The 24,569-nt window shown below is 63.7% G+C and carries 21 protein-coding genes; 15 read left to right on the forward strand and 6 right to left on the reverse strand.

The genetic code is table 11. The features are described 5' to 3' along the window. The first annotated feature begins 3 nt into the window (after positions 1-3). From rbsK to HWX53_RS08540, 6 genes are all read left to right on the forward strand, one after another. Positions 4-948, forward strand: coding sequence for a ribokinase (rbsK, locus tag HWX53_RS08515; RefSeq protein ID WP_175940318.1), 945 nt, complete (start codon positions 4-6; stop codon positions 946-948). Between the two features lie 189 nt (positions 949-1,137). Then, entirely contained in the window at positions 1,138-2,829 is a 1,692-nt protein-coding gene (locus HWX53_RS08520) for a methyl-accepting chemotaxis protein (protein WP_175940319.1), read from the forward strand. A gap of 128 nt (positions 2,830-2,957) precedes the next feature. After that, on the forward strand, positions 2,958-3,719 hold the full coding sequence (locus HWX53_RS08525; RefSeq protein WP_175940320.1) for a hydratase: 762 nt from the start codon (positions 2,958-2,960) through the stop codon (positions 3,717-3,719). A gap of 325 nt (positions 3,720-4,044) precedes the next feature. Further along, positions 4,045-5,967, forward strand: a complete 1,923-nt coding sequence (locus tag HWX53_RS08530) for a PrkA family serine protein kinase (RefSeq protein ID WP_159836168.1) — start codon at positions 4,045-4,047, stop codon at positions 5,965-5,967. 171 nt (positions 5,968-6,138) lie between these two features. Continuing rightward, positions 6,139-7,404, forward strand: coding sequence for a YeaH/YhbH family protein (locus HWX53_RS08535; protein WP_175940321.1), 1,266 nt, complete (start codon positions 6,139-6,141; stop codon positions 7,402-7,404). After that, on the forward strand, positions 7,401-9,053 hold the full coding sequence (locus HWX53_RS08540; protein WP_175940322.1) for a SpoVR family protein: 1,653 nt from the start codon (positions 7,401-7,403) through the stop codon (positions 9,051-9,053). The genes HWX53_RS08535 and HWX53_RS08540 overlap by 4 nt, the downstream gene beginning before the upstream one ends. A 54-nt stretch (positions 9,054-9,107) precedes the next feature. Here HWX53_RS08540 and HWX53_RS08545 read toward each other — a convergent pair whose 3' ends face one another. Continuing rightward, positions 9,108-10,163 carry an AI-2E family transporter gene (locus tag HWX53_RS08545; protein WP_175940323.1) on the reverse strand — a complete coding sequence of 352 codons (1,056 nt, stop codon included), beginning with the start codon at positions 10,161-10,163 and terminating at the stop codon, positions 9,108-9,110. Between the two features lie 227 nt (positions 10,164-10,390). Between HWX53_RS08545 and rarD the strand changes: the two genes are divergently transcribed. Beyond that, on the forward strand, positions 10,391-11,269 hold the full coding sequence (gene rarD, locus HWX53_RS08550) for an EamA family transporter RarD (protein ID WP_175940324.1): 879 nt from the start codon (positions 10,391-10,393) through the stop codon (positions 11,267-11,269). A 25-nt stretch (positions 11,270-11,294) separates the two neighbouring features. Here the strand turns inward: rarD and HWX53_RS08555 are convergent, their stop codons facing one another. Further along, on the reverse strand, positions 11,295-12,290 hold the full coding sequence (locus HWX53_RS08555) for an aldo/keto reductase (protein ID WP_175940325.1): 996 nt from the start codon (positions 12,288-12,290) through the stop codon (positions 11,295-11,297). A gap of 70 nt (positions 12,291-12,360) precedes the next feature. Then, positions 12,361-13,746 (reverse strand): DHA2 family efflux MFS transporter permease subunit, encoded by a 1,386-nt coding sequence (locus tag HWX53_RS08560; RefSeq protein WP_175940326.1) that lies wholly within the window; start codon positions 13,744-13,746, stop codon positions 12,361-12,363. A 132-nt stretch (positions 13,747-13,878) separates the two neighbouring features. Between HWX53_RS08560 and HWX53_RS08565 the strand changes: the two genes are divergently transcribed. Both HWX53_RS08565 and HWX53_RS08570 read left to right on the forward strand, forming a co-directional pair. After that, the gene (locus HWX53_RS08565) at positions 13,879-14,739 is read left to right on the forward strand and encodes a LysR family transcriptional regulator (protein ID WP_175940327.1); all 861 of its coding nucleotides are present in this window, start codon (positions 13,879-13,881) and stop codon (positions 14,737-14,739) included. 204 nt (positions 14,740-14,943) lie between these two features. Next, positions 14,944-16,533 (forward strand): tannase/feruloyl esterase family alpha/beta hydrolase, encoded by a 1,590-nt coding sequence (locus HWX53_RS08570; protein WP_241269891.1) that lies wholly within the window; start codon positions 14,944-14,946, stop codon positions 16,531-16,533. Positions 16,534-16,543: 10 nt separating this feature from the next. On the opposite strand, the gene HWX53_RS08575 is transcribed toward HWX53_RS08570, so the two are convergent. Both HWX53_RS08575 and HWX53_RS08580 read right to left on the reverse strand, forming a co-directional pair. Then, a complete protein-coding gene (locus HWX53_RS08575; protein WP_175940329.1) occupies positions 16,544-16,921 on the reverse strand; it encodes a DUF2917 domain-containing protein in 378 nt (125 codons plus the stop codon). Positions 16,922-17,193: 272 nt separating this feature from the next. After that, a complete protein-coding gene (locus HWX53_RS08580; protein WP_175940653.1) occupies positions 17,194-19,122 on the reverse strand; it encodes a hypothetical protein in 1,929 nt (642 codons plus the stop codon). 422 nt (positions 19,123-19,544) lie between these two features. Between HWX53_RS08580 and HWX53_RS08585 the strand changes: the two genes are divergently transcribed. From HWX53_RS08585 to HWX53_RS08595, 3 genes are all read left to right on the forward strand, one after another. After that, the gene (locus HWX53_RS08585) at positions 19,545-19,898 is read left to right on the forward strand and encodes a YciI family protein (RefSeq protein WP_175940330.1); all 354 of its coding nucleotides are present in this window, start codon (positions 19,545-19,547) and stop codon (positions 19,896-19,898) included. A 69-nt stretch (positions 19,899-19,967) separates the two neighbouring features. Continuing rightward, on the forward strand, positions 19,968-20,366 hold the full coding sequence (locus HWX53_RS08590) for a VOC family protein (RefSeq protein WP_175940654.1): 399 nt from the start codon (positions 19,968-19,970) through the stop codon (positions 20,364-20,366). After that, a complete protein-coding gene (locus HWX53_RS08595; protein WP_175940331.1) occupies positions 20,363-21,652 on the forward strand; it encodes an RNA polymerase sigma factor in 1,290 nt (429 codons plus the stop codon). Before HWX53_RS08590 ends, HWX53_RS08595 begins: the two co-directional genes overlap by 4 nt. Positions 21,653-21,763: 111 nt before the next feature. On the opposite strand, the gene HWX53_RS08600 is transcribed toward HWX53_RS08595, so the two are convergent. Beyond that, positions 21,764-21,919 (reverse strand): hypothetical protein, encoded by a 156-nt coding sequence (locus HWX53_RS08600; RefSeq protein WP_175940332.1) that lies wholly within the window; start codon positions 21,917-21,919, stop codon positions 21,764-21,766. Positions 21,920-22,026: 107 nt separating this feature from the next. Here HWX53_RS08600 and HWX53_RS08605 point away from each other — a divergent pair, with 107 nt between their 5' ends. From HWX53_RS08605 to HWX53_RS08615, 3 genes are all read left to right on the forward strand, one after another. Beyond that, positions 22,027-22,200 (forward strand): hypothetical protein, encoded by a 174-nt coding sequence (locus HWX53_RS08605; protein WP_175940333.1) that lies wholly within the window; start codon positions 22,027-22,029, stop codon positions 22,198-22,200. A gap of 281 nt (positions 22,201-22,481) precedes the next feature. Further along, the gene (locus tag HWX53_RS08610; protein WP_175940334.1) at positions 22,482-22,970 is read left to right on the forward strand and encodes a response regulator transcription factor; all 489 of its coding nucleotides are present in this window, start codon (positions 22,482-22,484) and stop codon (positions 22,968-22,970) included. Positions 22,971-23,185: 215 nt separating this feature from the next. Further along, the gene (locus tag HWX53_RS08615; protein ID WP_175940335.1) at positions 23,186-24,565 is read left to right on the forward strand and encodes a glycosyltransferase family 9 protein; all 1,380 of its coding nucleotides are present in this window, start codon (positions 23,186-23,188) and stop codon (positions 24,563-24,565) included. The last annotated feature ends 4 nt before the right edge of the window (positions 24,566-24,569 follow it).

Raw genomic sequence — 24,569 nt, forward strand, 5'->3', positions numbered from 1 at the left:
GCGATGAGCGACAACGCAACAAGTGAAGCAGGCGCGCGCGGGCGCGTGGTGGTGGTCGGCAGTCTCAACATGGACCTCGTCGCGCGCGCGCCGCGCCTGCCGAAGCCCGGCGAAACGCTCGCCGGCTCCGCTTTCGTGCAGGCGCCGGGCGGCAAGGGCGCGAATCAGGCGGTGGCGGCCGCGCGTCTCGGCGCGCAGGTCGCGATGATCGGCTGCGTCGGCGGCGACGCGAACGGCGCGACGCTGCGCGCGGGCCTCGAAGCGGAAGGGATCGACTGCGCGGCGCTTGCGACGAGCGCCCACGCGCCGACGGGCGTCGCGCTCATCATCGTGGACGACGCGAGCCAGAATGCGATCGTCATCGTCGCGGGGAGCAACGCGCAGGTCACGCCCGCGGTCATCGACGAACAAGAAGCACTGCTCGCACGCGCCGATGTCATCGTCTGCCAGCTCGAAACGCCGCCGGAGACCGTGCGCGCGGCGCTGGCCGCGGGCCGCCGGCTCGGCCGCACGACGATTCTCAATCCCGCGCCCGCGGCGAGCACGCTGCCCGCCGACTGGTTTGCGCTTATCGACTATCTGATTCCGAACGAACTGGAAGCCGCGACGCTTTCGGGTATCGCCATCGCGACGCCCGACGATGCGCGCCGCGCCGCCCGCATGCTCAAGGAGAAGGGCGCGCGCAACGTGATCATCACGCTCGGCGCGCAGGGCGTGTTCGCGCTGCTCGGCGACGACAGCGACGGCCAGCATCTGCCGTCGCCGAAAGTCGAGGCCGTCGACACGACCGCCGCGGGCGATACGTTCATCGGCGGATTCGCGGCGGAACTGGCGCGCGGCAGCGCCGTCGCAGACGCGATCGCCTTCGGTCAGCGCGCCGCCGCGCTCGCCGTCACGCGCGAGGGCGCGCAGCCGTCCATTCCGCGCCGCAGCGAAATCGCAGCATAAGTTTTCAACATGCGCTGAATAACGGCGCGCGCAACGCGTCGTTTTCCCTATCAGGGAAAGAACCTTCTCAAGTCCCGCTGCCCTCATGCCGTTTATATCGAAAGCGGCTGCGCAAACGCGCGCCGCCCGATCGCGGCTCTATGCGTCACGACGCCCGCGCACATTCGAACCGGCATCAGGGACACATCCATGAAAAAGGCTTTGACGATCAAGGCACGCATCGGCATGTCGATGGCGTTTCTCGGCGCGCTGCTCATCGGCATCGGCGCACTGGGACTCGCGGGCATGGGCCGCACGAACGAGGCTTTCCTCGACACGTACTCGGTGCAGATGCCGGGCGCCATCGCGGTCGGCAACAGCGAAATGTATGCGGCGCGCGAACGGCTCGTGTTCGACCGCGCGGCGCTGCTCGCCGGCACGTCCGAGGTGAGCGCGACCATCGAGCGTTCGCGCATGATGCGCGAGCGCGCCGACGCCTTCTGGAAGAACTACATGTCGCTGCCGCAGACGCCCGACGAGCGGCGTCTGGCGGATGCGTCGCAGGACAAGCGGCTCGCGCTTCAACGCGCCGTCGACAAGGGACTCGCGGCCGTCACGGCGGACGACCGCGCGGGCATGATCGAGGCGGCCAAGGCGATGCAGGCCGCCTACAACGAACTCGCCAACGCGAACGACGCGCTGCGCGCGTTTCTCACCGACGCCTCGAAGAAGAGCTACGAAGACGCGCAGAGCCGCTATACGTGGTTCCGCGCGCTGAGTCTTTCGGCCATCGCGCTCGGCCTCGCGGCGGCGGCGTTCGCGTGGGTCGCGTTGCGGCGCGCCATCGCGCGGCCGCTCGAAGCCGCGCTCACGCATTTCGAAGCCATCGCCGCCGGCGATCTGCGCCGCGACGTGGTCGTGACCTCGCGCGACGAAATGGGCCTGCTGCTCGAAGGCCTCGCGAAGATGCGCGCGAGCCTGCTGACGACGGTTCGCACGGTCCGCTCGGGCAGCGAATCGATCGCGTCGGCCACGCAGCAGATCGCGGCAGGCAATACCGATCTCTCGTCGCGCACGGAGGAACAGGCGTCCGCGTTGCAGGAAACGGCGTCGAGCATGGAGGAACTGACGAGCACGGTGCGCCAGAACGCGGATAACGCGCGTCAGGCCAGCACGCTCGCCGCCAACGCGTCCGAGATCGCGGGCAAGGGCAGCGCCGTCGTCACGCAAGTGGTCGATACGATGGGCGAAATCAGCCGCAGCTCGGCCAAGATAGCGGACATCATCACGATCATCGAAGGCATTGCGTTCCAGACCAACATCCTCGCGCTCAACGCGGCCGTCGAAGCGGCGCGCGCGGGCGAAGAAGGGCGCGGCTTCGCAGTCGTGGCAGGCGAAGTGCGCAATCTCGCGCAGCGTTCGTCGACGGCGGCCAAGGAAATCAAGGAGTTGATCGACACTTCGGTCGCGCGCGTGCAGTCGGGCACCACGCTCGTGGACGAAGCGGGCCGCACGATGAACGAGATCATCGGCGCGGTGCAACGCGTGACCGACATCATGGGCGAGATCGCGGCGGCATCGGCCGAGCAGACGACCGGCATCGAGCAGGTGTCGCGCGCCGTCACGCAGATGGACGAAGTCACGCAGCAAAACGCGGCGCTCGTGGAAGAAGCGGCGGCGGCCGCGCAGTCGCTCGAAGATCAGGCCGCGCGCCTGCGTCAGGCGGTCGCAGTGTTTCAAGTGACTGAAGGCGCGGGGCTTGCTGCTGCTTCCTTGCAAGTGCCGGCGACCGTATCCACGAAGCCGAAGCGCGTCGCGCCGCCCGCGCCCGCTGTGAAGCCTGCGGCGAGCGCGAAGCCCGCCGCGCTGTCGACGGCGGGCGGCGACTGGGAGACGTTCTGACGTTTTGATGCCGTCGCCCGGAGTGCGCGTACGCAGGACATCGCATCAAGCGGGCAACGTGAAGCACCTCCGGTCCGGTAACCCGTACACTGACGACACTGCGCGTCCATTCACACGAGGGGATCGACATGACCGGATCGACACTTGCCGCCAAGCTCGTCGCGGCCCGGCGTCAGCATCGACTGATTGACACGCTGGAGCCGCCCGATCTCCCCGCCGACGCGCCTACCGCTTACGCCATCCAGCACGAAGTCCTGCGCGACAGCCACGCGCGCATTGGCGCATGGAAGATCGGCGCGCGCGCGCCCGATGCGCTCGCGGCGGGCGCGCCTATCGATGCCGAATGTGTCTATGTCTCGCCCGCGCGCCTTCCTTTCGAAGGCTTCTTTCGCGTGCTCGTGGAACTGGAGATTGCCTTTCGCTTCGCGTATGCGTTGCCCCCGAAGAACGATCCTTACACGCGCGCCGAAGTGCTCGCCGCGATCGGCGGCATTGCAGTCGCGCTCGAAGTGGTCGATAGCCGTTTCGCGCAGTGGCCCAATCTCGATCCGCTCGCGCAGCTTGCGGACTCGCAGAACAACGGCGCGCTCATCACGAGCGGCATGGAACCTTACGGGGTCGTCGCGCCGGGCTTCGATTTTCTTGCGCCACGGCTCGAACTCACGCTCGATGGCGTGGGGATTGCTCCGGCTACCCTCGGCAATCCGGCGGGCGATCCTCGCGAATTGCTGCCCTGGCTCGTCAACCATTGTTCGCGCATGGGTTTAACGGTCGAGCCTTTCTGGACTATCACGACGGGCTCATACACAGGCGCTTATCGCGTGGAAGGACCGGCCATGGTGCACGGCTCGATTGATCGCATCGGGGAACTGGAACTCGTGCTGACGTGACGACATGCGCTCGCAAGAATGCTTTGGCGGAAGGTCGCGGTGTAGCGATGAAGCGTGCGCGGCGCAGCGAACATGCCGAAGCGCACGCAGAGCGCACGCTGCATGACAGGCGAGCGCAGATACGAAGAACATCTTGGGACTGAGGATTGTAGGTGAACGAAAATAACCTACCAAGCTAGTGATTGTTCCGAGCAGCTTCTAAGCAAATCATCCAAGCTAGTGCGTGAAAAAAAATTCGAAAGGGTTTAGGATGAATTCAAGCGATGTCGTTTCGATAACGCGCGTTGAGACGACCAAGGCTTTCTGACTTCGGCGAGGAGGTAGCATGGATATCTACAGCAGTTTCGCGACCCGCTTCGAAAAAACGCGCGAGGAGGAATTCTCGCTCGAAGAGTATCTCGCGCTCTGCAAGGAAGATCCTGCCACATATGCAACAGCGGGCGAACGCATGCTGACGGCCATCGGGGAACCCGAAATGGTCGACACTCGCCTCGATCCGCGTTTATCGCGTGTGTTTGCAAACAAGGTCATCAAGGTGTATCCGGCGTTCCGCGAGTTCTACGGAATGGAGGAAGTGATCGAGAACGTCGTGTCGTATTTCAGGCACGCCGCGCAGGGTCTTGAAGAGAAAAAGCAGATCCTGTATCTGCTCGGTCCGGTGGGCGGCGGCAAGTCGTCCATTGCAGAACGGCTCAAGCAACTCATGGAGCGCGTACCGTTCTATTCGCTCAAGGGCTCGCCCGTGAACGAATCGCCGCTCGGTCTTTTCGATTACGACGAAGACGGTCCCGTGCTCGAGGAACAGTACGGCATTCCGCGCCGTTACCTGAAGAGCATTCTTTCGCCGTGGGCTGTGAAGCGCCTGCACGAATACAACGGCGATATCCGCAAGTTCCGCGTCGTGCGCCGCTATCCGTCGATCCTTCGGCAAATCGGCATCGCGAAGACGGAGCCGGGCGACGAGAACAATCAGGACATCTCCTCGCTCGTCGGCAAGGTGGACATTCGCAAGCTTGAAACGTACTCGCAGGATGACGCCGATGCTTACAGCTATTCCGGCGGCCTGTGCCTTGCGAATCAGGGCTTGCTCGAATTCGTCGAAATGTTCAAGGCGCCGATCAAGGTGCTGCATCCGCTCTTGACCGCCACGCAGGAAGGCAACTTCAAAGGCACGGAAGGGTTCGGCGCCATTCCATTCGACGGCGTGATTCTCGCGCACTCGAACGAATCGGAATGGAAGGCTTTCCGCAACAACAAGAACAACGAGGCGCTGCTCGATCGTATCTTCGTGGTGAAGGTGCCGTACTGCCTGCGCTATAGCGAAGAGGTGAAGATCTACGAGAAGCTCTTGCGCAATTCTTCGCTTGCGGAAGCGGTGTGCGCGCCCGGCACGCTCAAGATGATGGCGCAGATGGCCGTGCTCACGCGTTTGCACGAGCCGGAGAATTCGAGCCTCTTCTCGAAGATGCAGGTCTACGACGGCGAGAACCTGAAGGACACCGATCCCAAAGCGAAGTCGTATCAGGAGTATCGCGATTTCGCGGGTGTCGACGAAGGCATGACGGGCGTGTCCACGCGTTTCGCGTTCAAGATTTTGTCGCGCGTGTTCAACTTCGATTCGACCGAGGTCGCGGCTAACCCGGTGCATCTCATGTACGTGCTCGAACAGCAGATCGAGCGCGAGCAGTTCCCGCCGGAGACGGAGCAGAAGTACCTGTCGTTCATCAAGGACGTACTGGCTTCGCGCTACGCCGAGTTCATCGGGAAGGAGATTCAGACGGCTTATCTGGAATCGTATTCGGAGTATGGACAAAACATCTTCGATCGCTATGTGACGTATGCGGACTTCTGGATTCAGGATCAGGAGTTCCGCGATCACGACACCGGCGAGAGCTTCGACCGCGCCGCGCTCAACGCGGAGCTGGAGAAGATCGAGAAGCCCGCGGGCATCAGCAACCCGAAGGACTTCCGCAACGAGATCGTGAATTTCGTGCTGCGCGCGCGTGCGAACAACGGCGGCAAGAATCCCGCGTGGATCAGCTACGAGAAGCTGCGCGTCGTGATCGAGAAGAAGATGTTCTCGAACACGGAGGAACTGTTGCCGGTCATCTCCTTCAATGCGAAGGGATCGGCCGAAGAGCAGCGCAAGCACGAGGACTTCGTGAATCGCATGGTCGCGAAGGGTTATACGCCGAAGCAGGTGCGCTTGTTGTGCGACTGGTATCTGCGCGTGCGCAAGTCGTCTTAAGCACACGCCGCGGCGTAGTCGAGTAGCAGTAAAAGCAGTGCAGGTCCGCGCCGTCCGGGTTCGATGCTTGCATCCGGATGGCCAAGCGGGCAGATTGCGAGCGAGAGGCGCCGGCTTGCGGCGCAAACATGCGGCGCCTCGCACACTCGCCATTTTTGCGGGAGACTGGATGTGCTGCACCAAATCATCGACCGCAGGTTAGCCGGCAAGAACAAGAGCATCGCGAACCGCGAACGCTTCCTGCGACGCGTCAAGAACTATATTCGCCGCGCCGTTTCCGACGCGGTGCGCGATCGCAGCATCAAAGACATTCAAAGCACGCAGAGCATCACGATTCCGAAGAAGGACATCGCGGAGCCGTCGTTCCGGCATGGTCCGGGCGGCAAGCGTGAATACGTGCATCCGGGCAACGCCGATTACGTGCGCGGCGACAAGATTCCGCGTCCGCAAGGCGGCTCGGGCGGCGGCGGCAAGAGCGCGAGCAACGAGGGCGAAGGCCAGGACGATTTCGTTTTCGAACTGTCGCGCGAAGAATTCATGCAGTACTTCTTCGACGATCTCGAACTGCCGCGCCTCGTCAAGACGCAGTTGCTGGCCGTGCCGACGTGGAAGAACGTGCGCGCGGGCTGGGCGGCGGAAGGCACGCCGAATAACATCGACGTGGTGCGCTCGCTGCGCAGCGCGCTCGGCCGGCGCATCGCGCTCGGCTGGCCGCTGTCGGCGCAATTGCGCGAGATGGAACGCCAGCTCGAACAACTGAAGGAAGAGGACGGCAATCCGGACGACATCGCGCGGCTGGAAGCGGATATCGTCATCATGCAGGGACGGATCACACGCATTCCGTTCATCGATCCGTTCGATCTGCGCTACATCAATCGCGTCAAGCAGCCCACGCCTTCCAGCAAGGCGGTGATGTTCTGCCTGATGGACGTGTCCGGTTCCATGGACGAGCAGCGCAAGGATCTCTCGAAGCGTTTCTTCATCCTGCTGTATCTCTTCCTCCAGCGGAACTACGAGAAGATCGAGGTCGTGTTCATCCGTCATCATACGCGCGCCGAAGAAGTCGATGAAGACACGTTCTTTCATTCGACGGAAAGCGGCGGCACGGTGGTGTCGAGCGCGCTCGAACTCATGAAGAAGATCATGGACGAGCGCTACTCGCCGACTGAATGGAACATTTACGGCGCACAGGCATCGGACGGCGACAACTGGACCGACGATTCCCCGAAGTGCCGCAAGCTCCTCGCGGAGGACATCCTGCCGAAGGTGCGGTATTTTGCGTATATTCAAGTCGCGCCAGAAGAGCAGAACCTGTGGTTGGAGTATGCTCAACTTGCGGCCGGCGCGCCTGAACTGGCGATGAAGAAGGTCGATTCGGCCTCGGACATTTATCCGGTGTTCCGCGAACTCTTCGAAAAACAACAGGCGGCCGCATGACGACGAGGCACGTGAACAACGAAACGCGTGGATATCATCTCGACGGCACGGACGATCGTGCGCCGTCGAAACTCGGACCGGAAGCGGGGCAACGCAATGCGTCCGCCACGACGCACGAGGTAAGCATGAACGTTGCAGAAAAACGGCGGCCGCTGCCATGCCCATCGGACTGGAGCGTCGAGCTGATCGAGGAGTACGACGCCGAAATATCGCGCGTCGCGAATCGCTACGGGCTCGACGTGTATCCGATCCAGCTCGAAATCATCAGCGCCGAGCAGATGATGGATGCGTATGCGTCCGTCGGTATGCCGGTGAACTATCGGCACTGGTCGTTCGGCAAGCACTTTCTCTCGACGGAAAAGAGCTACCGGCGCGGGCAGATGGGCCTCGCGTATGAGATCGTCATCAACTCGAATCCGTGCATCGCGTATCTGATGGAAGAGAACACGATGACGATGCAGGCGCTCGTCATCGCGCATGCCGCTTACGGGCATAACTCCTTCTTCAAGGGCAACTATCTGTTCCGGCTGTGGACGGACGCGCACGCGATCATCGATTACCTCGTGTACGCGAAGAATTACATCGCGGAATGCGAGGAGCGTCACGGGCTGGATCGCGTCGAGGAACTGCTCGACTCGTGCCACGCGCTGATGAACTACGGCGTGGACCGCTACAAGCGTCCGCAAAAGCTGTCGCTCGCGAAAGAAGCCGCGATGCGCCGCGAGCGCGAGGCGTATCTGCAATCGCAGGTGAATGAACTGTGGCGCACGCTGCCGAACAAAAAGGCGCCGTCGGCCGAGGAAATCGAAAGCCGCTATCCGCCGGAGCCGCAGGAGAACCTGCTGTATTTCGCTGAAAAGAACGCGCCGCTCCTGGAACCTTGGGAGCGCGAAGTCATTCGCATCGTGCGCAAGGTCGGACAGTATTTCTATCCGCAGCGGCAGACGCAGGTCATGAACGAAGGCTGGGCCACGTTCTGGCACTACACGCTGCTGAACACGCTCTACAACGAAGGCCGGCTAGAAGACGGCTTCATGATGGAGTTCCTGCACTCGCATTCGAACGTGGTCTATCAGCCGCCGGTGACGAAGCCGTATTACAGCGGCATCAACCCGTATGCGCTCGGCTTTTCGATGATGAGCGACATTCGCCGCATCTGCGAGAACCCGACGGACGAAGACCGCGAGTGGTTCCCCGACCTCGCGGGCAGCGACTGGCTGGAATCGCTGCACTACGCGATGCGCAACTTCAAGGACGAGAGCTTTATCGCGCAGTATCTGTCGCCGCATTTGATCCGCGAGATGCGCCTTTTCTCGATCCTCGACGACGACATGCGCGACGCGCTCGAAGTCTCGGCCATTCACGATGAAAGCGGCTATCGCTATGTGCGGCAGGCGCTGTCGCGGCAGTACGACATTCATCATCGCGAGCCGAACATTCAGGTGTATTCGGTGAACACGCGCGGCGACCGCAGTCTCACGCTGCGTCACTTCATGACCGACAATCGCCATCTGTCGAACGACAGCGACGAAGTGCTCAAGCACATGGCGCGCTTGTGGCAGTTCGATGTGTATCTGGAAAGCGTCGATGAAAACGGCACGGTGAGGAAGCGCTTCGACTGCCGGTATACGGCGCCGAATTCGCGCTGATCGAGACTAGTGTGCAATGAAAAAATGGCTCCTTCGCGGAGCCATTTTTCTTGCCTACTGCCCGTCCTCATCCTGCGAAAAGATATCCCAGCTCGCCATGAACAATGCGGCCACGAGCGGCCCGATCACGAAGCCGTTGATACCGAACAACGCCATGCCGCCGAGCGTCGAGATGAGCACGACCCAGTCGGGCATCTTCGTGTCCTTGCCGACGAGAATCGGGCGCAGCACGTTATCCACGAGCCCGATCACGACGACGCAGAACGCCACCAGCACCAGCCCGCGCCAGATCTCGCCGGTCATGAAAAAGTAGAGCGCGGCCGGCGCCCAGACGAGCGCCGCGCCCACCGCCGGCAAGAGGGACAGAAACGCCATCAGCACGCCCCAGAGCAAGGAGCCGTTGATGCCGAGAATCCAGAAGATCAGCCCACCGAGAAAGCCCTGCACGGCGGCCACCGCGATGTTGCCCTTGACCGTCGCGCGCACGACGGTCGTGAACTTCGCGATCAGATGCTGCTTCGGCGCCGGATCGAGTGGAAGCGCGCGGCGGATGCGTCGCCCGATCTCGCCGCCATCGCGCAGCAGGAAAAACACGAGATAGAGCATCACGCCGAAGCTCACGATGAACTGGAACGTGTTCTGACCGATGAGCAGCGCCTGCGCCGCCGCGAACTGGCTGATGCGCGAGGCGCCTTCCATCAGCTTGCTTTGCACGCCGCCGATGTCGTCGAGGCCGTAACGCCCGAGCAGTTGCTGCACCGACGCCGGCAGCGCATGAAGCACATGCTGAAAGTACATGCCGAAGTTCAGATCGCCGCTCTTGATGCGCGTATAGACGAGCGCGACTTCCTGCACGAGCGTCACCGCCACCACCGACACCGGAATGATGACGATGAGAATCGCGGCCGCGAGCGTCGTCAACGCGGCGAGGTTGCGGCGCTTGCCGAAGCGCACCGTGAGCCAGCGCTGCATGGGCTGAAAAAGCAGCGCGAGTATCGCGCCCCAGAAGATCGCGCCGAAGAACGGCAGCAGCACCCAGCCGAGCGCGACGGTCACGACGAACAGCAGGATATGGAAAAAGTTCTGGTGAACGGACTGGTTGTTGTTCATTAGCGGGGACGGGAAAAGGCAAAAAAAGCGGGCAGGGCGAGGGTTAGCGGGCCATGCTAGCACGCGCTGTCGGCGAGCTTTCACGCACGCTACGAGCACGAAGCTCGCCTGACGTTCGCGAGATGCGCGGTTCGGTGGTCCGCATCGACTAAAATCCGGCTTCCATTTCTTGCAGACGGCTTCCGGCCACGTCCGGAACGGCTTACATCTGCGTCACGCATCGAACCATGAATCCAGGCGTCGTCTACGCATTCGCGGCTTTTGCCATCTGGGGTCTTTTCCCGATCTACTTCAAGGCACTGCATTCGATCGGCGCGATCGAAATGCTCGCGCACCGCATGGCGTGGTCGATGCTCTTCCTGCTGATCGTGCTGACCGCGCGCCGTCAATGGCAATGGCTCGTGCCCGTGCTGCGCGACAAGCGGCTGCTCGCGCGCTTCGCGGCGAGCGCGGTGCTGCTCTCCGCGAACTGGGGCATCTATATCTGGGCGGTGAACGCGGGGCGCATCGTTGAGGCGAGTCTCGGCTATTTCATCAATCCGCTCGTCAACGTGCTGTTCGGCATGGCGTTCCTGCACGAACGCCTGCGGCCGGTGCAGTGGCTTGCCGTTATCGTGGCGGCGCTGGGCGTCGCGTGGCTTACATGGGTGAACGGCGCGCCGCCCTGGATCAGCTTCGCGCTTGCGCTCACGTTCGGCGGCTATGGCCTGCTGCGCAAGACCGCCTCGCTCGGCGCGCTCGAAGGCCTGACGCTCGAAACCATGCTGCTGTGTCCGGTCGCGCTGCTCTATCTCTTCGTGCTCGGCTCGCACGGAGGAAGCGGCTTCGCGCACGCGACCATCAGCGTGAAGCTGCTGCTCGCGGCGGCCGGACCGGTGACCGCCGTGCCGCTTCTGCTGTTTGCCGCCGGCGCGCGGCGCATTCCGCTGTCCATGCTCGGGCTCATTCAATACATCACGCCGTCGCTGCAACTGCTGATCGGCGTGGCGATTTATCAGGAGGCGTTCGGGCACGATCAGCTGATCGGCTACGGCGCCATCTGGGCCGCGCTCGCGCTGTATTCGCTCGAAGGCGTCTATTCCGCGCGGCGAGCGCGGGCAGCCTGAGCCGACCGATGCCGGTCAGCGCCGTTCAGCGCGATGCATCGCCCCAACGGTATTCGACGGTCGCATCGTCGAGCTTCGCCTTGATGTCCGGATCGAGCGGTTGATCGACGGCAGCGAGCGTATCGTCGAGTTGCTCCGGGCGGCTCGCGCCGATGATCGCCGACGTCACCGCGGGATTTTCCAGCACCCACGCGAGCGACGTGCTCGCAAGAGAACGCCCGGTCGGCGCGACGATTTCTTTCAGCTTCTCGATGGTCTGAAACTCGCGCTCGTGCCAGTAACGCTCCTGATACATCTCGCCCGCCTTTCCGACGGTCGCGGTGAAGCGGCCCTCGGAAGGCGCCGCGCCGTGCTTGTGCTTACCCGTCAGCAGGCCGCCCGCGAGCGGGTTGTACGGAATCACGGCGAGCCCTTCTTCGGTCGAAAGCGGCAGCAACTCGCGCTCGATCTGCCGGAAGAGCAGGTTGTAGCGCGGCTGCACCGAGACGAAGCGGGCGGTCCGCAGCACGTCGGCGCGGCCGAGCGCCCGCGCGAGCCGGTACGCCAGAAAATTCGACACACCGATATAACGCGCCTTGCCGTGCCGCACGATCACGTCGAGCGCCTCGAGCGTTTCGTCGAGCGGCGTGTCGCGGTCGTCCATATGCAGCTGATACAGATCGACGTAATCGGTGTTCAGGCGCCTGAGCGACGCGTCGATGGCATCGAGCAGGTGCTTGCGCGACGCGCCCTTGTTCCAGTCGAGCGGACCCATCACGCCGACGGCCTTCGTCGCGAGGATGAACTGGTCGCGCTTGCCCGCAAGCCATCGCCCGACGATCTCTTCCGTGCGGCCGACGATATCGTGCGTGCCGCCGAGCGGATACACATCGGCGGTATCGATGAAATTGACGCCTGCCTCGCTCGCGCGATCCATGATGCTGCGCGACACGTTCTCGTCGGTCTGCAGACCAAAAGTCATCGTGCCGAGGGTGAGACGCGAAACGGTGAGTCCGGTGCTGCCGAATTTGCGGTATTGCACGGTTGCGCTCCAGAAGAAGGGAAGAAGGCGTGCGGCAACGGGCAGGATAGCCCGTACCGTGCGCGCCTGCTTATCGTGCGGCGGGCGTCGGCGCGGACGTGCGCGGCGCGGAATCGAGCCGGCGGAACACCGCGCCCGAGAGCAACGTGACCACGCCCATGCACGCGAAGCTCAGTTTGAAGCCGAGCGACGCCGACCCGAAGTGTCCCTCGAAGACCTGCACGAGCGAGCCACCGATCGACACGCCGAGCCCGATGGCGAGCATCTGCACCATCGAGAACAGGCTGTTGCCGCTGCCCGCGTCCTGCTTCGACAAACCCTTGAGCGTGACGCTGTTCATCGCGGCGAACTGCATCGAGTTGCATGCGCCGAAGATCGCGAGAATCACGATTTCGGCGAAAAGCGGCAATGACGGCGAAAAAGCCGCGAAGGCGACGATCGACGCGCCGACCAGCGCCGTGTTCACCAACAGGAACGTGTCGTAGCCGTACCGCTTGACGAGCCGCGCGATCCAGCGCTTCGAGACGGTGCCCGCAATCGCGATGGGCAGCATCATGAGCCCGGAATGCAGCGGGCTATAGCCGAGTTCCAGTTGCATCATGAGCGGCAGCAGAAACGGCACCGCGCTCGACCCGATGCGGCACAGCAGATTGCCGATCAGGCCGACGCTGAAGTTCGGTTCACGAAAAAGCGCGAGCTTGAAGAGCGGATTGCGCCGGTGGCGCGCATACGGAATGTAGGCGAACGCGGATATCGCCGCGAGCGTGAAGAGGGCCGCCGACAGCGCGCCGCGATGCGTCTGCACCGGAGGATCGAGCGCGAGCGAAAACGCGACCATGCACAGCGAGAGCAAGCCGCAGCCGATGAAGTCGAAGGGCGGCGCGTCGTGCAGCGTGTCGTGGGGCAGGAAACGCTGGACCGCATAGAGGCCAGCCGCGCCGATCGGCACGTTGATCAGAAAGATCCAGTGCCATGTGAACGACTGGACGAACCATCCGCCGAGCGTCGGGCCGAGAATCGGGCCGACTTGTCCGGCGACGGAAATCATCGCGAGCGCGGAGACGTAGGCTTCGCCGCTGACGGCGCGCAACACCGCGAGGCGGCCGATCGGCAGCAGCATCGAGCCGCCGATGCCTTGCAGCACGCGCGCAAAGACGAGCTGATTGAGCGAATGCGCGCCCGCGCAGGCGAGCGATCCGACGACGAACACGCTGATCGACACGAAGTACACGCGCCGCGTGCCGAAGCGGTCAGCGAGCCAGCCGGAGGCGGGCGTGAGGAGCGCCATCGTGAGCGTGTAGGCGACGACGATCGACTGCATGGCGAGCGGCGCGGCGTGCAAGTCCCGCGCGATGGAAGGCAGCGCCGTGTTGACGATCGTCGTGTCGAGCGCCTGCATGAAGAAGCCCACGGCGACGATCCACAAAAGCGCCGTGTGCGAGGACTGTCTGGTCATGAGGGAGAGGAGAGCTGGGCGTCGCGCTGGAACCGTTTTCAGCGCATCTGTGAAATCTTAGTGACTGCGGGCGTTATCGGGAAGACCGCTAACCGCATTGACTGTAATCGGCTTTGGCGATGACAATCTCGCATGCTCAATCCGCTCTGGCTGAACACCTTCGCGACGGTGGCCGCGTCGCACAGTTTCACCGAAGCCGGGCGGCAACTCGGCTTGCGCCAATCCAGCGTATCGGAGCATATCCGGCGCCTGGAGGAGAGCGTGGGCCGGCGGCTTTTCCTGCGCGACACGCACTCGCTCGCGCTGACCGCCGACGGTGAAGCGATGCTCGTCCACGCCCGCGTCATTCTGGAAGCGATGTCGCACGCCGAATCGCAGTTCCGCTCGCCTCGACTGCGCGGACGGGTGCGGCTCGGCTCATCCGACGATCTCGCGCTCGGACCGCTGCCGAGCGTGCTCGCCGCGTTTCGCGACACGCATCCGGACGTGGAACTGGAAATCACCATCGGCATGACCGGGCGGCTGTATCAACTGCTCGACGCGGGCGAACTGGATCTTGCCGTCGGCAAGCGGCGTCTCGGCGATGCGCGCGGCACGCGGCTTTTCAGCGGGCGGCTGGAATGGCTCGCGAAGCCGGGGACCGTCGTCGATACGACGCTGCCGTTGCCGCTGATTCTCGTCGCCGAGCCGAGCGTCACGCGCGCCGTGGTGCTCGATTCCCTCGCGATGACCGGTGCGCGCTGGCAAATGGTCTGCACGAGCAGCAGCCACGCGGGCTGCATCGCGGCGGCGCGCGGCGGGCTAGGCCTCACGGTGCGCTCGCACTTTCTGGCGGGCCGCGGGCTCGCGCCGCCGGTCAATCGGGCGGAGTTGCCGGAGTTGCCCGAAGTGGAGTTCATCGCGTTCGGCGCGAAGCATCTGAGCCGGCCGGCGGAGACGCTGCTCCAGCTTCTGGAGACGAGCGATCTGCGCGGGGAGTGGGACGGGGAGTAGGGAATGCGGCGTGCTTTGGGCGGATCAATCACGTCGTGCCGCCGCAACGCCGGGCGGCGGCCCCGAATGGCTAACCCGAAACGCTTCTTATATATTGAGCGGCCATTGAAGTATCCACTCCAGCCCGTGCTTTCTCTCCGCCGTCTTTTTCTCGCCGATGCCTCGCGCCGCGCGTGCTGGGCATTGCTCGCCGCCGCGCTCGCGCTGCTGCCGCTTTCGTGCGCGCACGCCGCCGCGTACGTCACCAAGCACTGCGACGACCTCGCCGGCAAGACGGTGCTCGCGTCGATCATCGGCTTGCCGACGCGCGGCGCGCTGATCGTCACGGCGTCGGCGGTCAAGGCGGCCGCGCCGGGCAATCGCAACGGCGAGTATTGCCGCGTGACGGGCATCATCCGCGCGATTCAGGAGACGACGCCGGACATCCGCTTCGAAGTGAACCTGCCGAGCCACTGGAACGGTCGCGCGCTGCAGATGGGCGGCGGCGGCTACAACGGCGTGCTCGTGTCCGGCACCGAGCCGATGCCCTTCGCGCCCGATTCGACGCCGCTCGCGCGCGGCTACGCGACCTTCGGCTCGGACTCGGGGCACGTCGGCAATTCGGGACGCGCGGATTTCGCGGTCAACGACGAAGCCATCGTCAACTTCGGCTTCGCGCATCTGAAGAAAACGCGCGATGTCGCGCTCGCGCTGATCGAAATGGGCTACGGGCGCTTGCCCGACAAGATCTACTTCGCGGGCGGCTCGACGGGCGGGCGCGAAGGCTTCACGGTCATCGAGCGGTTCCCGAACGACTATGACGGCGTGATCGCCAACGCGCCCGCCATCAACTTCTCGGGCGTGCGGTTGCTCGGCGTGAAAGTGGGGCAGGCGTCGTACGCGAAGCCGGGCGGCTTCGTCGGGCTCGCGCAGCAACGGCGCGTGTACGAGACGGTGATCCACGAATGCGACCGGCTCGACGGTCTCGCGGACGGCATCGTCGGCAATGTCGAAGGGTGCCGGCAACTGGAACCGCAGATCATCGCGTCATTGCGCTGCGCGAACGGCCAGCGTCCTTCGCTGCGTGACAGTTGTCTCTCCGATGCGCAACTCGACACGCTGGAACTGCTGCGCGACGGTCTTTCGATGCGCTATCCCCTCGCTTATGGCGTCGCGACCTATCCCGGCTACAACGTGTTTCAGGGCGTGGACTTCTCCGGCATGCTCGGCCTCGGCGATTCGCCCACGCTCGTGAACCCGCCGACGTTCGCCGCGAACGGCTATCTCTTCGCGCAGGGCGACGCGTATATCCGCCACTTCGTCACGCGCGACGCGGCGGTGAGCGGACTCTCGTTCGATATCGACAACCCCGGCCGCTACCGGCAGCGGCTCGTCACGCTCGCCTATACGGTCGGCGCGATGAACCCGGATTTCTCGGCGTTCATCGCGCACGGCGGCAAGCTCGTCGCCATGCACGGCCTCGCCGACGAAGTGATCAGCCCGAACCAGACCATCGCGTTCTATCGCGGGCTCGTCGAGCGATATGGGCAGGAAACCGTCGATTCGTTCATGCGGCTTTACATGGTGCCCGGCTTCCAGCACGGCAACGGCGTGTTCATTCCCGCATGGGACGAACTCGGCGCGCTCGACGAGTGGGTGACGAACGGCGTCGCGCCGGAGACGCTCATCGGCACGGATATAGCGCCGGCCACCAACGGACGCACGCGTCCCATCTGCCGATACCCCGGCTATCCGCGCTATCTCGGCAAGGGACGAGTGAACGTGGCCGCGAGCTTCCGCTGCACGGCACCGTAGGCGGCCGCCATCAGAGCGCGTTCACGGCGCGCGGCACGAAGCGGGCAAGAATGCGCGCCCACGCGGGCCGAACGTGCTTCGCGCGATACGATGTCAGCGACACCTCAACCGCGCGCTCCGACTCCGACGACAGCCACACGCGTTCGCCGCGCGCAAGCCGCACGACATCGCCCGGCTTGAGCCAGTAATCGTAGGGGTCCTCATGACGCGTGAGCCATATCGAGGCATCCGCGCGCAATTCGGCATCGCGCGCAAGCCGCCACGAGACCGTCTGATGCGGCAGCACTTCGACATACACGACCACGCGCGCGCCCGACGCATGCAGCTTGCCCGAGGCGACACCGTGGCGCGCGCCACGTCCTTCCAGCACTTGCGACAGCTCTTCCATCTTGCTCTCCTTATTTGAGCCGAAGACGGAAGGCCAGGCACGCATCAAACAAAAAGGCCCCGTCTTGCGGCGGGGCCTTCGGAATCGACTTGCTTGCCTGTCTCGCTAGCGCACGCGTTCTCCCGATGACCCGCCGATGATGGCGTTCACTGGGTTTTTAATCGCGGCGATGGCGAGGGAAAGGATTGCGTGCATGAACGCAGTATCGACGCGAACGCGCGGCGCTGTCAATATCGAGATAGCGGCGCGTTCGCGTTTCTACGGCGCTGAGGTCACATGCCCGTGTAACCCTGCGGCTTCGTCGCGTTCTTCTTCGCGACATCCGCGTTGGTCGAAACGACGTACTGCGGCGACTCGGTGAGCGTGAGCGTCACCACGCCGTTCGTGTACGGCGCGCTCGACACGTTGCCCATCGCGTCGATCAGTTTCACCGTGCCGCTCGTGCCGGCGGCATCGACATTGAGCTTGTAGGCAGTGCTGTAGGTCGTGCTGAATGCGCCGTTCGAAGCCGGCCACACCGCGTTGTTGTGCGTCCAGAGCGCGGTGATGACCTTGCCGTTGCCGAGTTGCTGGAACGCGTAGGCGTACACGCCGGAGGGCAGGTTGTTCACGGGGCCGAGCGTGGTGGTGCCGTCGAGCACGCGCGTCATCGCGGCGACTTCCATCGCGGCCGGCTTCGGGCTGATGTTCGTCGTGCCGAACGCGGCCTGCGCATGATCCAGATCGAAGAACGTGCCGTAGCCCGGCTCGCCGGGGAAGTCCGGCCCGAAGAACACGTAGGTCTGATCCGCGCCTTCGCCGAGCAGGATGATGTGCGCGCGCGCGACGACCGCGCCATGCGCGAACAGAATGTTCGGCGTCGGATAATTCGGACCGTAGTTCGCGCCGATGTCATAGCTGATGCCCGTCTCGGTCACGAAGAGCTTCATGTTCGGCTTGTAGTCCTTCGCCATTTCCGCGCGCAGGTTGCGCATCTCGTTGAGCAGCGAGTTCGCGGCATCGGCGGCATTCGCGTCCGTGTGATGGCGCTCCGGCGGATGCGACGGCGACGTGCCCGCATCGTAGTAACCGTGCGTCGCGATGCCGTCGAGATACTGCGCGAGGCCGAGCGGTGCGAGGCGCTTCAGGCGGTCGGTGGTAAGCGACGGGAACGGCTCGGCCGGACCCATGACGACCGCGTGCGGGTCCTTTGAATGCAGGCCCTGATACGCCGCCTTGTAGAGTGCGACGAAGTTCACGTCCGTGTCCTTCCACAGGATGTACGGCTCCCACGTCACCTGATAGTAGTTCGCCGACATGGTCGGGTAGTAGCGCGCGCGGATCGCCTCGGTTTCCTGTCCGACGCGGCCCATGTAGTTCGCGTAGTAGTTCAGGTCGTTCGGGATGTAGCTGTAGTCGGGGCTCAGGCCGTGCATGCTCGCGCCGCCGGGAATGCCGTCAAGACGGACGAGGCGCATGATCTTGCCGGACGTATAGAACGGGTCGAGATTGTTCGCGTTCGGGTTGAAGGCAAAGCGGCCGTTCGGCTCCATCACGGACATCTGGCGGTCGTCGATGGTCGATGAGATGCCGAGCGCGGCAAGCATCGTGCCGTTGCCGTTGAAGCCCTGCATGCCGAAGCGATGCTGTTCCTGCTTCGCGTACGTGACGGCGGGAATCACGCCGCCGAGATCCGGAATCACGCCGAAGGTGGCGATGCCGTTCGGGCGCGTGCCGGCCGTCTGAACCTGTCCGCCGTGATTGGCGAGCGTCGCGGAGACTGCGAAATAGCCGGCGAGCGTCGAGGAGCACGTGAGCGTCATCTTCGTGGCCGCGGCGGGCGCCGGGAAGCTGCCGCTCGCGACCGTCTTGCCGAGCGCGTCGGCGATGGTCCATTTGAGCGTGTCGGCTGAAGCCGCGCGCGTCGTGATCGCCACCTGGAATTTCGTGCCGGCGGGGAACATGCGCGAGCCGTCGCTGCTCGGCGTGTCCGCCGTGATCTGTCCGCTGCCGCCCGATGCCGCCGATGCCGAGGGCGCGCCGCAGGTCATCGATTGCGCGCTCGCCGCCTTGGCGACCGCAGTCGGGTCGGCCGCCGTGGAGCCGTCGGCCGTTGCGTTGGCCGCGTTCGCGACGGAGGCGGGCGAGGAGGCGTCGTCGCTGCCGCCACAACCGGCGAGAGCGAGAACGAGCGTCGAAAGCAGGAAAGTATTCTTCTTCATGGATTCATATGCATGGACCGGACGCGCGCAGGCGACCGGCGACGCCTTCGGCATCGGGTTCGGGACGGGCAGGGAACCGACGTATTCGCCTCTCCCGGCTTCGGGCCGGATGTCGAAGAAGCGAACGAATGCGCCGTCGTGATGGATGAGCGGACGTACAGCGGTGGCCACCGCCGCGCGACGCTCTACTGAGGGCATGCGACACCGGCGGTATAAATTGCTTCTGGGCAATCCGCTTACCGTCCGACGGAGGCAAATACTACGGGATAATTCAGACAATGGCACGTAACAGCTCGTAACGTCTTGTAACGTACGACAATTAACTTGTATCCTCAGATGAATTGCTGAGGCGCTGGACGGTTGCCGTCCGCGCGATGCCGGTTTAACTTTGTCGGCACATGACTTCACGAAAGGAGACCGCCGTGGCTTTTCTGTTGCTCATCGTGGAACCCGTCGGACAGCGCGCGCAGCGCACGGCCGAGGAAGGGCGGGAGGCGTATCGGCAGATGGTCGAATTCGCCGACACACTGAAGGCGCGCGGCGTCTTGCGCGCGTGCGAATCGCTGACGTCGCTCGCGGACGCGTCGCGCGTCTCCACGGTAAAAGGCGACGCGCGGGTCATCGACGGGCCGTTCGCGGAAGCGAAGGAAATGATCGGCGGCTTCTTCCTGCTCGATTGCGAGACGCACGCCGAAGCGGTGGCGATTGCCGCCGAGTGCCCGGCGGCGGCATGGTGCACGGTGGAGGTCCGCAAGCTCGGGCCGTGCTATCTGTGACGCGGTGTCGATTTCCGCGTGCTTCGATCGTCGTTCGAAGGACATCCCATGAAAACGGAGCATCACGCCATGCACAAGCAGATCTTCGTGAACCTGGCGGTTCGCGACCTTCAGCAATCGATGACGTTTTTCAAGGCGCTCGGCTTTCACTTCAACCCGGCATTCACGAACGACGCCGCCGCGTGCCTCGTCATCGGCGAGAACATCTACGCGATGCTGCTCACCGAAACGTTTTTCAAGACGTTCACCGACAAGACGCTCGTCGATGCGCGTGAAAGCGTCGAGGCGCTCCTGTGCCTGTCGTGCGAGAGCAGGGCGGAAGTGGACGAACTCATCGCCAAGGCCGTGGTTGCGGGCGGGCGCACGCCGCGCGCGCCGCAGGACCACGGGTCCATGTACGGTCACGCGTTCGAGGACCTCGACGGCCATACCTGGGAACTGGTGCATATGGAGCCGGAAGCAGCGTGAGCGCGTCGTCGGACGAACACGAAGCAGCGACGCGGCGAACCATCGAGGCGGTGTGGCGCATCGAATCGGCGAAAGTGATTGCGAGCGTGGCGCGCGTCGTGCATGACGTCGCGCTCGCGGAAGAGCTGGCGCAGGACGCGTTCGTCGCGGCGCTCGAGCACTGGAGCCGCGAAGGCGTGCCCGAGAAACCGGGAGCGTGGCTCATGACGACAGCGAAGAACCGGGCGCTCGACCGTCTGCGTCAGCACGCGCTGCACGCGCGCAAGCACGAGGAACTCGGCCGCGATCTGGATGCGCAGGAGCGGCACATCACGCCCGATTTCGTCGAGTCCCTCGATGCCGCCCGCAACGACGACATCGGCGACGATCTGCTGCGGCTCGTGTTCACGGCGTGCCATCCGGTGCTGTCGCTGGATGCGCGCGTCGCGCTGACGCTGCGGCTGCTGGGCGGCCTCACGACGGACGAAATCGCGCGGGCGTTTCTTGCGCCGGAGCCGACCATCGCGCAGCGCATCGTGCGGGCGAAGCGCACGCTGTCGGCGGCGCGCGTGCCGTTCGAGGTGCCGAAGGCCGGCGAGCGCGCGGCGCGGCTGGCATCGGTGCTAGAAGTCATCTATCTCATCTTCAACGAAGGTTACTCGGCCACAGCCGGTGATGACTGGATGCGGCCCGCGCTCTGCGACGAAGCGCTGCGGCTCGGCCGCATTCTCGCGGAATTGATGCCGCATGAGAGCGAGGTGCATGGGCTCGTCGCGCTGATGGAGATTCAGGCATCGCGGACGAAGGCGCGGGTGGACCGCGACGGCCGCCCGGTGCTGCTGCCGGATCAGGATCGCAGCCGCTGGGATCCGTTGCTGATCCAGCGCGGTCTGGCGGCGCTGCGGCGCGCGGCGGCGTTGGGCGGCGCGCGCGGCGTGTATGCGTTGCAGGCGGAGTTGGCGGCATGCCACGCGCGCGCGCCGAGCGCCGCCGAGACCGACTGGGCGATGATCGTCGCGCTTTACGATGCGCTGATGGAGGTGGCGCCGACGCCGGTGGTCGAGCTCAACCGCGCGGTCGCGGTGAGCATGGCGTCGGGGCCGGAGGCGGCGCTCGTAATCGTCGACCGGTTACGGGATGCTGCCGCGTTGAAGAATTATCACTGGCTGCCCGGCGTGCGCGCAGATTTGCTGGCGCGGCTCGGTCGCGTGGATGAGGCGCGCGACGAGTTCATGCGGGCGGCGGGGCTGGCGAAGAACGCGCGGGAGCGGGAGTTTTTGTTGAAGCGGAGTCGGGAGATCGGTTAAGTCGTCGCGGCGTCTATCACATTTGACATAAGATAAATTAGCGACGTTTCGTAACTGCTTAGAAACGGCTCGGCAACGCACCCGAGCCGTCGCTCTATGCTCAACTGCTTGTCACTCCTGCGTAGGAGCCGCCGGCGTGCGCGTATTGCCGTCGTCGGCTTCGGTCAGCGGCATATCGGCGGGCTGATTATCGGACTGCGGCGCCGGCTGCGCCGCTTTGTCCGTATCGACGACATCCGTTCCCGGTTCGTTTTGCGGAATGCTCATGATCGTCTCCGTTGTTGAGGTTGCTGTCGAGATCAAGCATCGGCAGTGCCTGATCGCGGAATGCGCGTTGCTGCGCGTGTCGACGTGTTCGACAAACGGAGCCCAACATGTCCGCGCCCAACCACTCAAGCGATAACCCGCCGCAAAACCCTGTCGATTCGAAGGGCCTGACCGATCTGGGACCCGCGCAGCCCGAAAATCCGCCGGCACCGCCGCAAGCCGATGCTGATTTGCGCGACCCGCCGAGTCCCGCAGGTGTTCCGCGTCCGGACGACCGCTGATGCCGCTTTCTATACCGCGTGAACGGTACGCGCCGATAATCGGCGCGGCCGGGTTTCATGTTGCGCGCGATATTGACTGCGGTGCGACGGTTGAAACCGCCCTCAATGTTTGGGGGGAACTGCCTGCTTCACGTCCGAGAGCATTTCCCGAAGGCATCAGAATCTAATCAGAAAATCCTCAGTAAAAACATTCGCAGCAACATGCATGAAAATCAATCCTGGAAACGGCGTTTCCGCGTTATCCTCGTTCTTATGCGGCACACCTTTGATCGATTTGGGGCATGAGGATGAAACGAGGAAAGGCTTTGCGTCGGGTGCTTATCGCGGACAGCACTCCAATGATCGCGGCAGGCCTGCAACTGCTTCTGGATGAAAGCGCTCTTTCGGTACTCGTTGGAATAGCGTCGTGCAAGATAGAGTTAATGGACCGGCTCCATTGCAGCGAAGTCGATCTTCTTATTCTCGATCCAACATTCGTTCAGCACGATGTCGACTTCGGCAATATCGATTCACTCGCGAATTTCAGTAATCGGTATTCTCACGTTTCCATTCTTCTTCATACCACCGTAACGGATCCGCAGATCCTGGAGAAAATGTCGCATCTGGACCGGCTGAGCGTCGCCCATAAAGCCGACGAATTACAGGATGTGGTGCAGATCGTGAGCCGCCTGCTGAAAGGAGAAGTCAACGTATTATCGCCGAGAACTCACCGCCTGATGTACCAGGCGCGCAAACTGGGCGAACGCGTGCCGGAGCTTTACGCGTTTTAGCGTCGGCATGGCGCCCAGCATTAATACAGTCTGCGCCCTACTCGCCGACACCGAAACCGCGACCTATACTGACAAGCACGCGCGCTTAATCGTCAAATTTCTTCGACGATTCGTTCATCCAGCGAAACCTTCAGGGGCATCGTGCCATAGTCGCGTAATTAGCGCTTGCGTCCGGGCTCAAGCCCACTTTCGCGCACCACCCACGACACGACAGCATGCTCGAACAATACGATGACCTTTATCCGAAACTCTACGCCGGCGATGTCGAGTCATGCGCGCGCTTTCTCGACGAACGGCGCGCGGTGGACGGCAACACGGCCGAATATTGGCATTGGCGCGCAATCGTGCATCTTCGCGCGGGACAGTTTCTTCAGGCGCTCGATATTTGTTTCATGCTTACGCGTCTGTCCGATTCTTTCGCTTTTCACGTCCATTGCATGTGCGACGTCGCCGCACATCTCGGCCTGAAAGAAGTCGCGCTCGCGGGAATCGAATCGTTCGCGCAGAAAGCGTCGACGCCGGAAATCGCCGCTTTTCTATGGCGCGTGTACGGATGGCATTATCTCGGCGAAGACAACCGCGTACTGGAACTGAGGCCTGACGGCATCGACGAGCATTCCGCCTTCGTGCTCGGTCATCATCAGGCGCGCAGCCGCATGCGGCTTCACGGCATCGAGCATGGCGTCGAGGCGATGCATCAGTACTGGTCGTCCGACGACGCGCGGCGCGTGCTTTTCCCGCATGTCAACCGCGAAGGCTACTGGACCGGTCAGCGCGCCCTGCCCGCGCGCATGTCCGTGCGCCTCATCGCGTCGGGCTTCGGCGATCTGGTGAACTGGGCGCGTTATATCGGCGCATTGCAGGCGATGGGCGTCGCCGTCGACTACGACGCCGACCTCTTCCGCGTGGCGACGCCGGAAGCCGATCGCGCCGACTACGTCCGGGCGATGGAAGCCGCCGGCTTCACGAGGCCAACGGGCGACGGCGCGATGTGGACGGACCCGTTCACGCTGTTCACCGCCCTTTTCCCGGTGCTCGGCCACGCGCCGTCGCACCGGTACGTCGAACCGGCGAACCCCGCGAGCGTCGATGCCGTCATCGACCGCATCTGGCATCGCGCGCGCGGCCGGCGCTGCGTCGGCGTGTTCTGGTCATCGTGCGAATCGGCGAACAACTTCGCGAGCCGCAGCCTCACCCTGCCCGACCTCGACCCCCTGTTCGATACGCAGAGCGACGTCTACTGGGTTGTCATGCAGCGCGGCTTCGAACGCCGCCGCTGGCTGAACGACCCGCGCTCCAATGATCTCGACCGCTTCACGACGCTCGATCTCGACATGACGCTCGGTCAGTGTGCGGCGCTGATCGATCGGCTGGATGCGTTCATCGGCAATGACGGCGGACTCACGCATTTCGCCGGCGCGCTCGGCAAGCGCACCTATCTCTTTCTGAACCACGTCGCCGAATGGCGCTACGAGCGCGAAGGCGCCACGACGGCCTGGTACCCGAACGTGCGGCTCGTCCGGGCGCGGGAGCTGGGCGCGTGGGGCGACGTGGTCGGCACGTTGCAGCGACTGCTCAATGCCGACGCACGCTAGCCGC

Source organism: Caballeronia sp. BCC1704 (genome assembly GCF_902833455.1).
In the GTDB taxonomy this organism is placed as follows: Bacteria; Pseudomonadota; Gammaproteobacteria; order Burkholderiales; family Burkholderiaceae; genus Caballeronia.

Bases quoted from the DNA above. Each gene is read 5' to 3' on its own strand.
- HWX53_RS08520 (WP_175940319.1), top strand. From the start codon at position 1,138: ATGAAAAAGGCTTTGACGATCAAGGCACGCATCGGCATGTCGATGGCG.
- HWX53_RS08605 (WP_175940333.1), top strand. From the start codon at position 22,027: ATGTCCGCGCCCAACCACTCAAGCGATAACCCGCCGCAAAACCCTGTC.
- HWX53_RS08590 (WP_175940654.1), top strand. From the start codon at position 19,968: ATGCACAAGCAGATCTTCGTGAACCTGGCGGTTCGCGACCTTCAGCAA.
- rarD (WP_175940324.1), top strand. From the start codon at position 10,391: ATGAATCCAGGCGTCGTCTACGCATTCGCGGCTTTTGCCATCTGGGGT.
- HWX53_RS08545 (WP_175940323.1), bottom strand. From the start codon at position 10,163: ATGAACAACAACCAGTCCGTTCACCAGAACTTTTTCCATATCCTGCTG.
- HWX53_RS08615 (WP_175940335.1), top strand. From the start codon at position 23,186: ATGCTCGAACAATACGATGACCTTTATCCGAAACTCTACGCCGGCGAT.
- HWX53_RS08525 (WP_175940320.1), top strand. From the start codon at position 2,958: ATGACCGGATCGACACTTGCCGCCAAGCTCGTCGCGGCCCGGCGTCAG.
- HWX53_RS08600 (WP_175940332.1), bottom strand. From the start codon at position 21,919: ATGAGCATTCCGCAAAACGAACCGGGAACGGATGTCGTCGATACGGAC.
- HWX53_RS08580 (WP_175940653.1), bottom strand. From the start codon at position 19,122: ATGAAGAAGAATACTTTCCTGCTTTCGACGCTCGTTCTCGCTCTCGCC.
- HWX53_RS08565 (WP_175940327.1), top strand. From the start codon at position 13,879: ATGCTCAATCCGCTCTGGCTGAACACCTTCGCGACGGTGGCCGCGTCG.
- HWX53_RS08540 (WP_175940322.1), top strand. From the start codon at position 7,401: ATGACGACGAGGCACGTGAACAACGAAACGCGTGGATATCATCTCGAC.
- HWX53_RS08575 (WP_175940329.1), bottom strand. From the start codon at position 16,921: ATGGAAGAGCTGTCGCAAGTGCTGGAAGGACGTGGCGCGCGCCACGGT.
- HWX53_RS08530 (WP_159836168.1), top strand. From the start codon at position 4,045: ATGGATATCTACAGCAGTTTCGCGACCCGCTTCGAAAAAACGCGCGAG.
- HWX53_RS08560 (WP_175940326.1), bottom strand. From the start codon at position 13,746: ATGACCAGACAGTCCTCGCACACGGCGCTTTTGTGGATCGTCGCCGTG.
- rbsK (WP_175940318.1), top strand. From the start codon at position 4: ATGAGCGACAACGCAACAAGTGAAGCAGGCGCGCGCGGGCGCGTGGTG.
- HWX53_RS08610 (WP_175940334.1), top strand. From the start codon at position 22,482: ATGAGGATGAAACGAGGAAAGGCTTTGCGTCGGGTGCTTATCGCGGAC.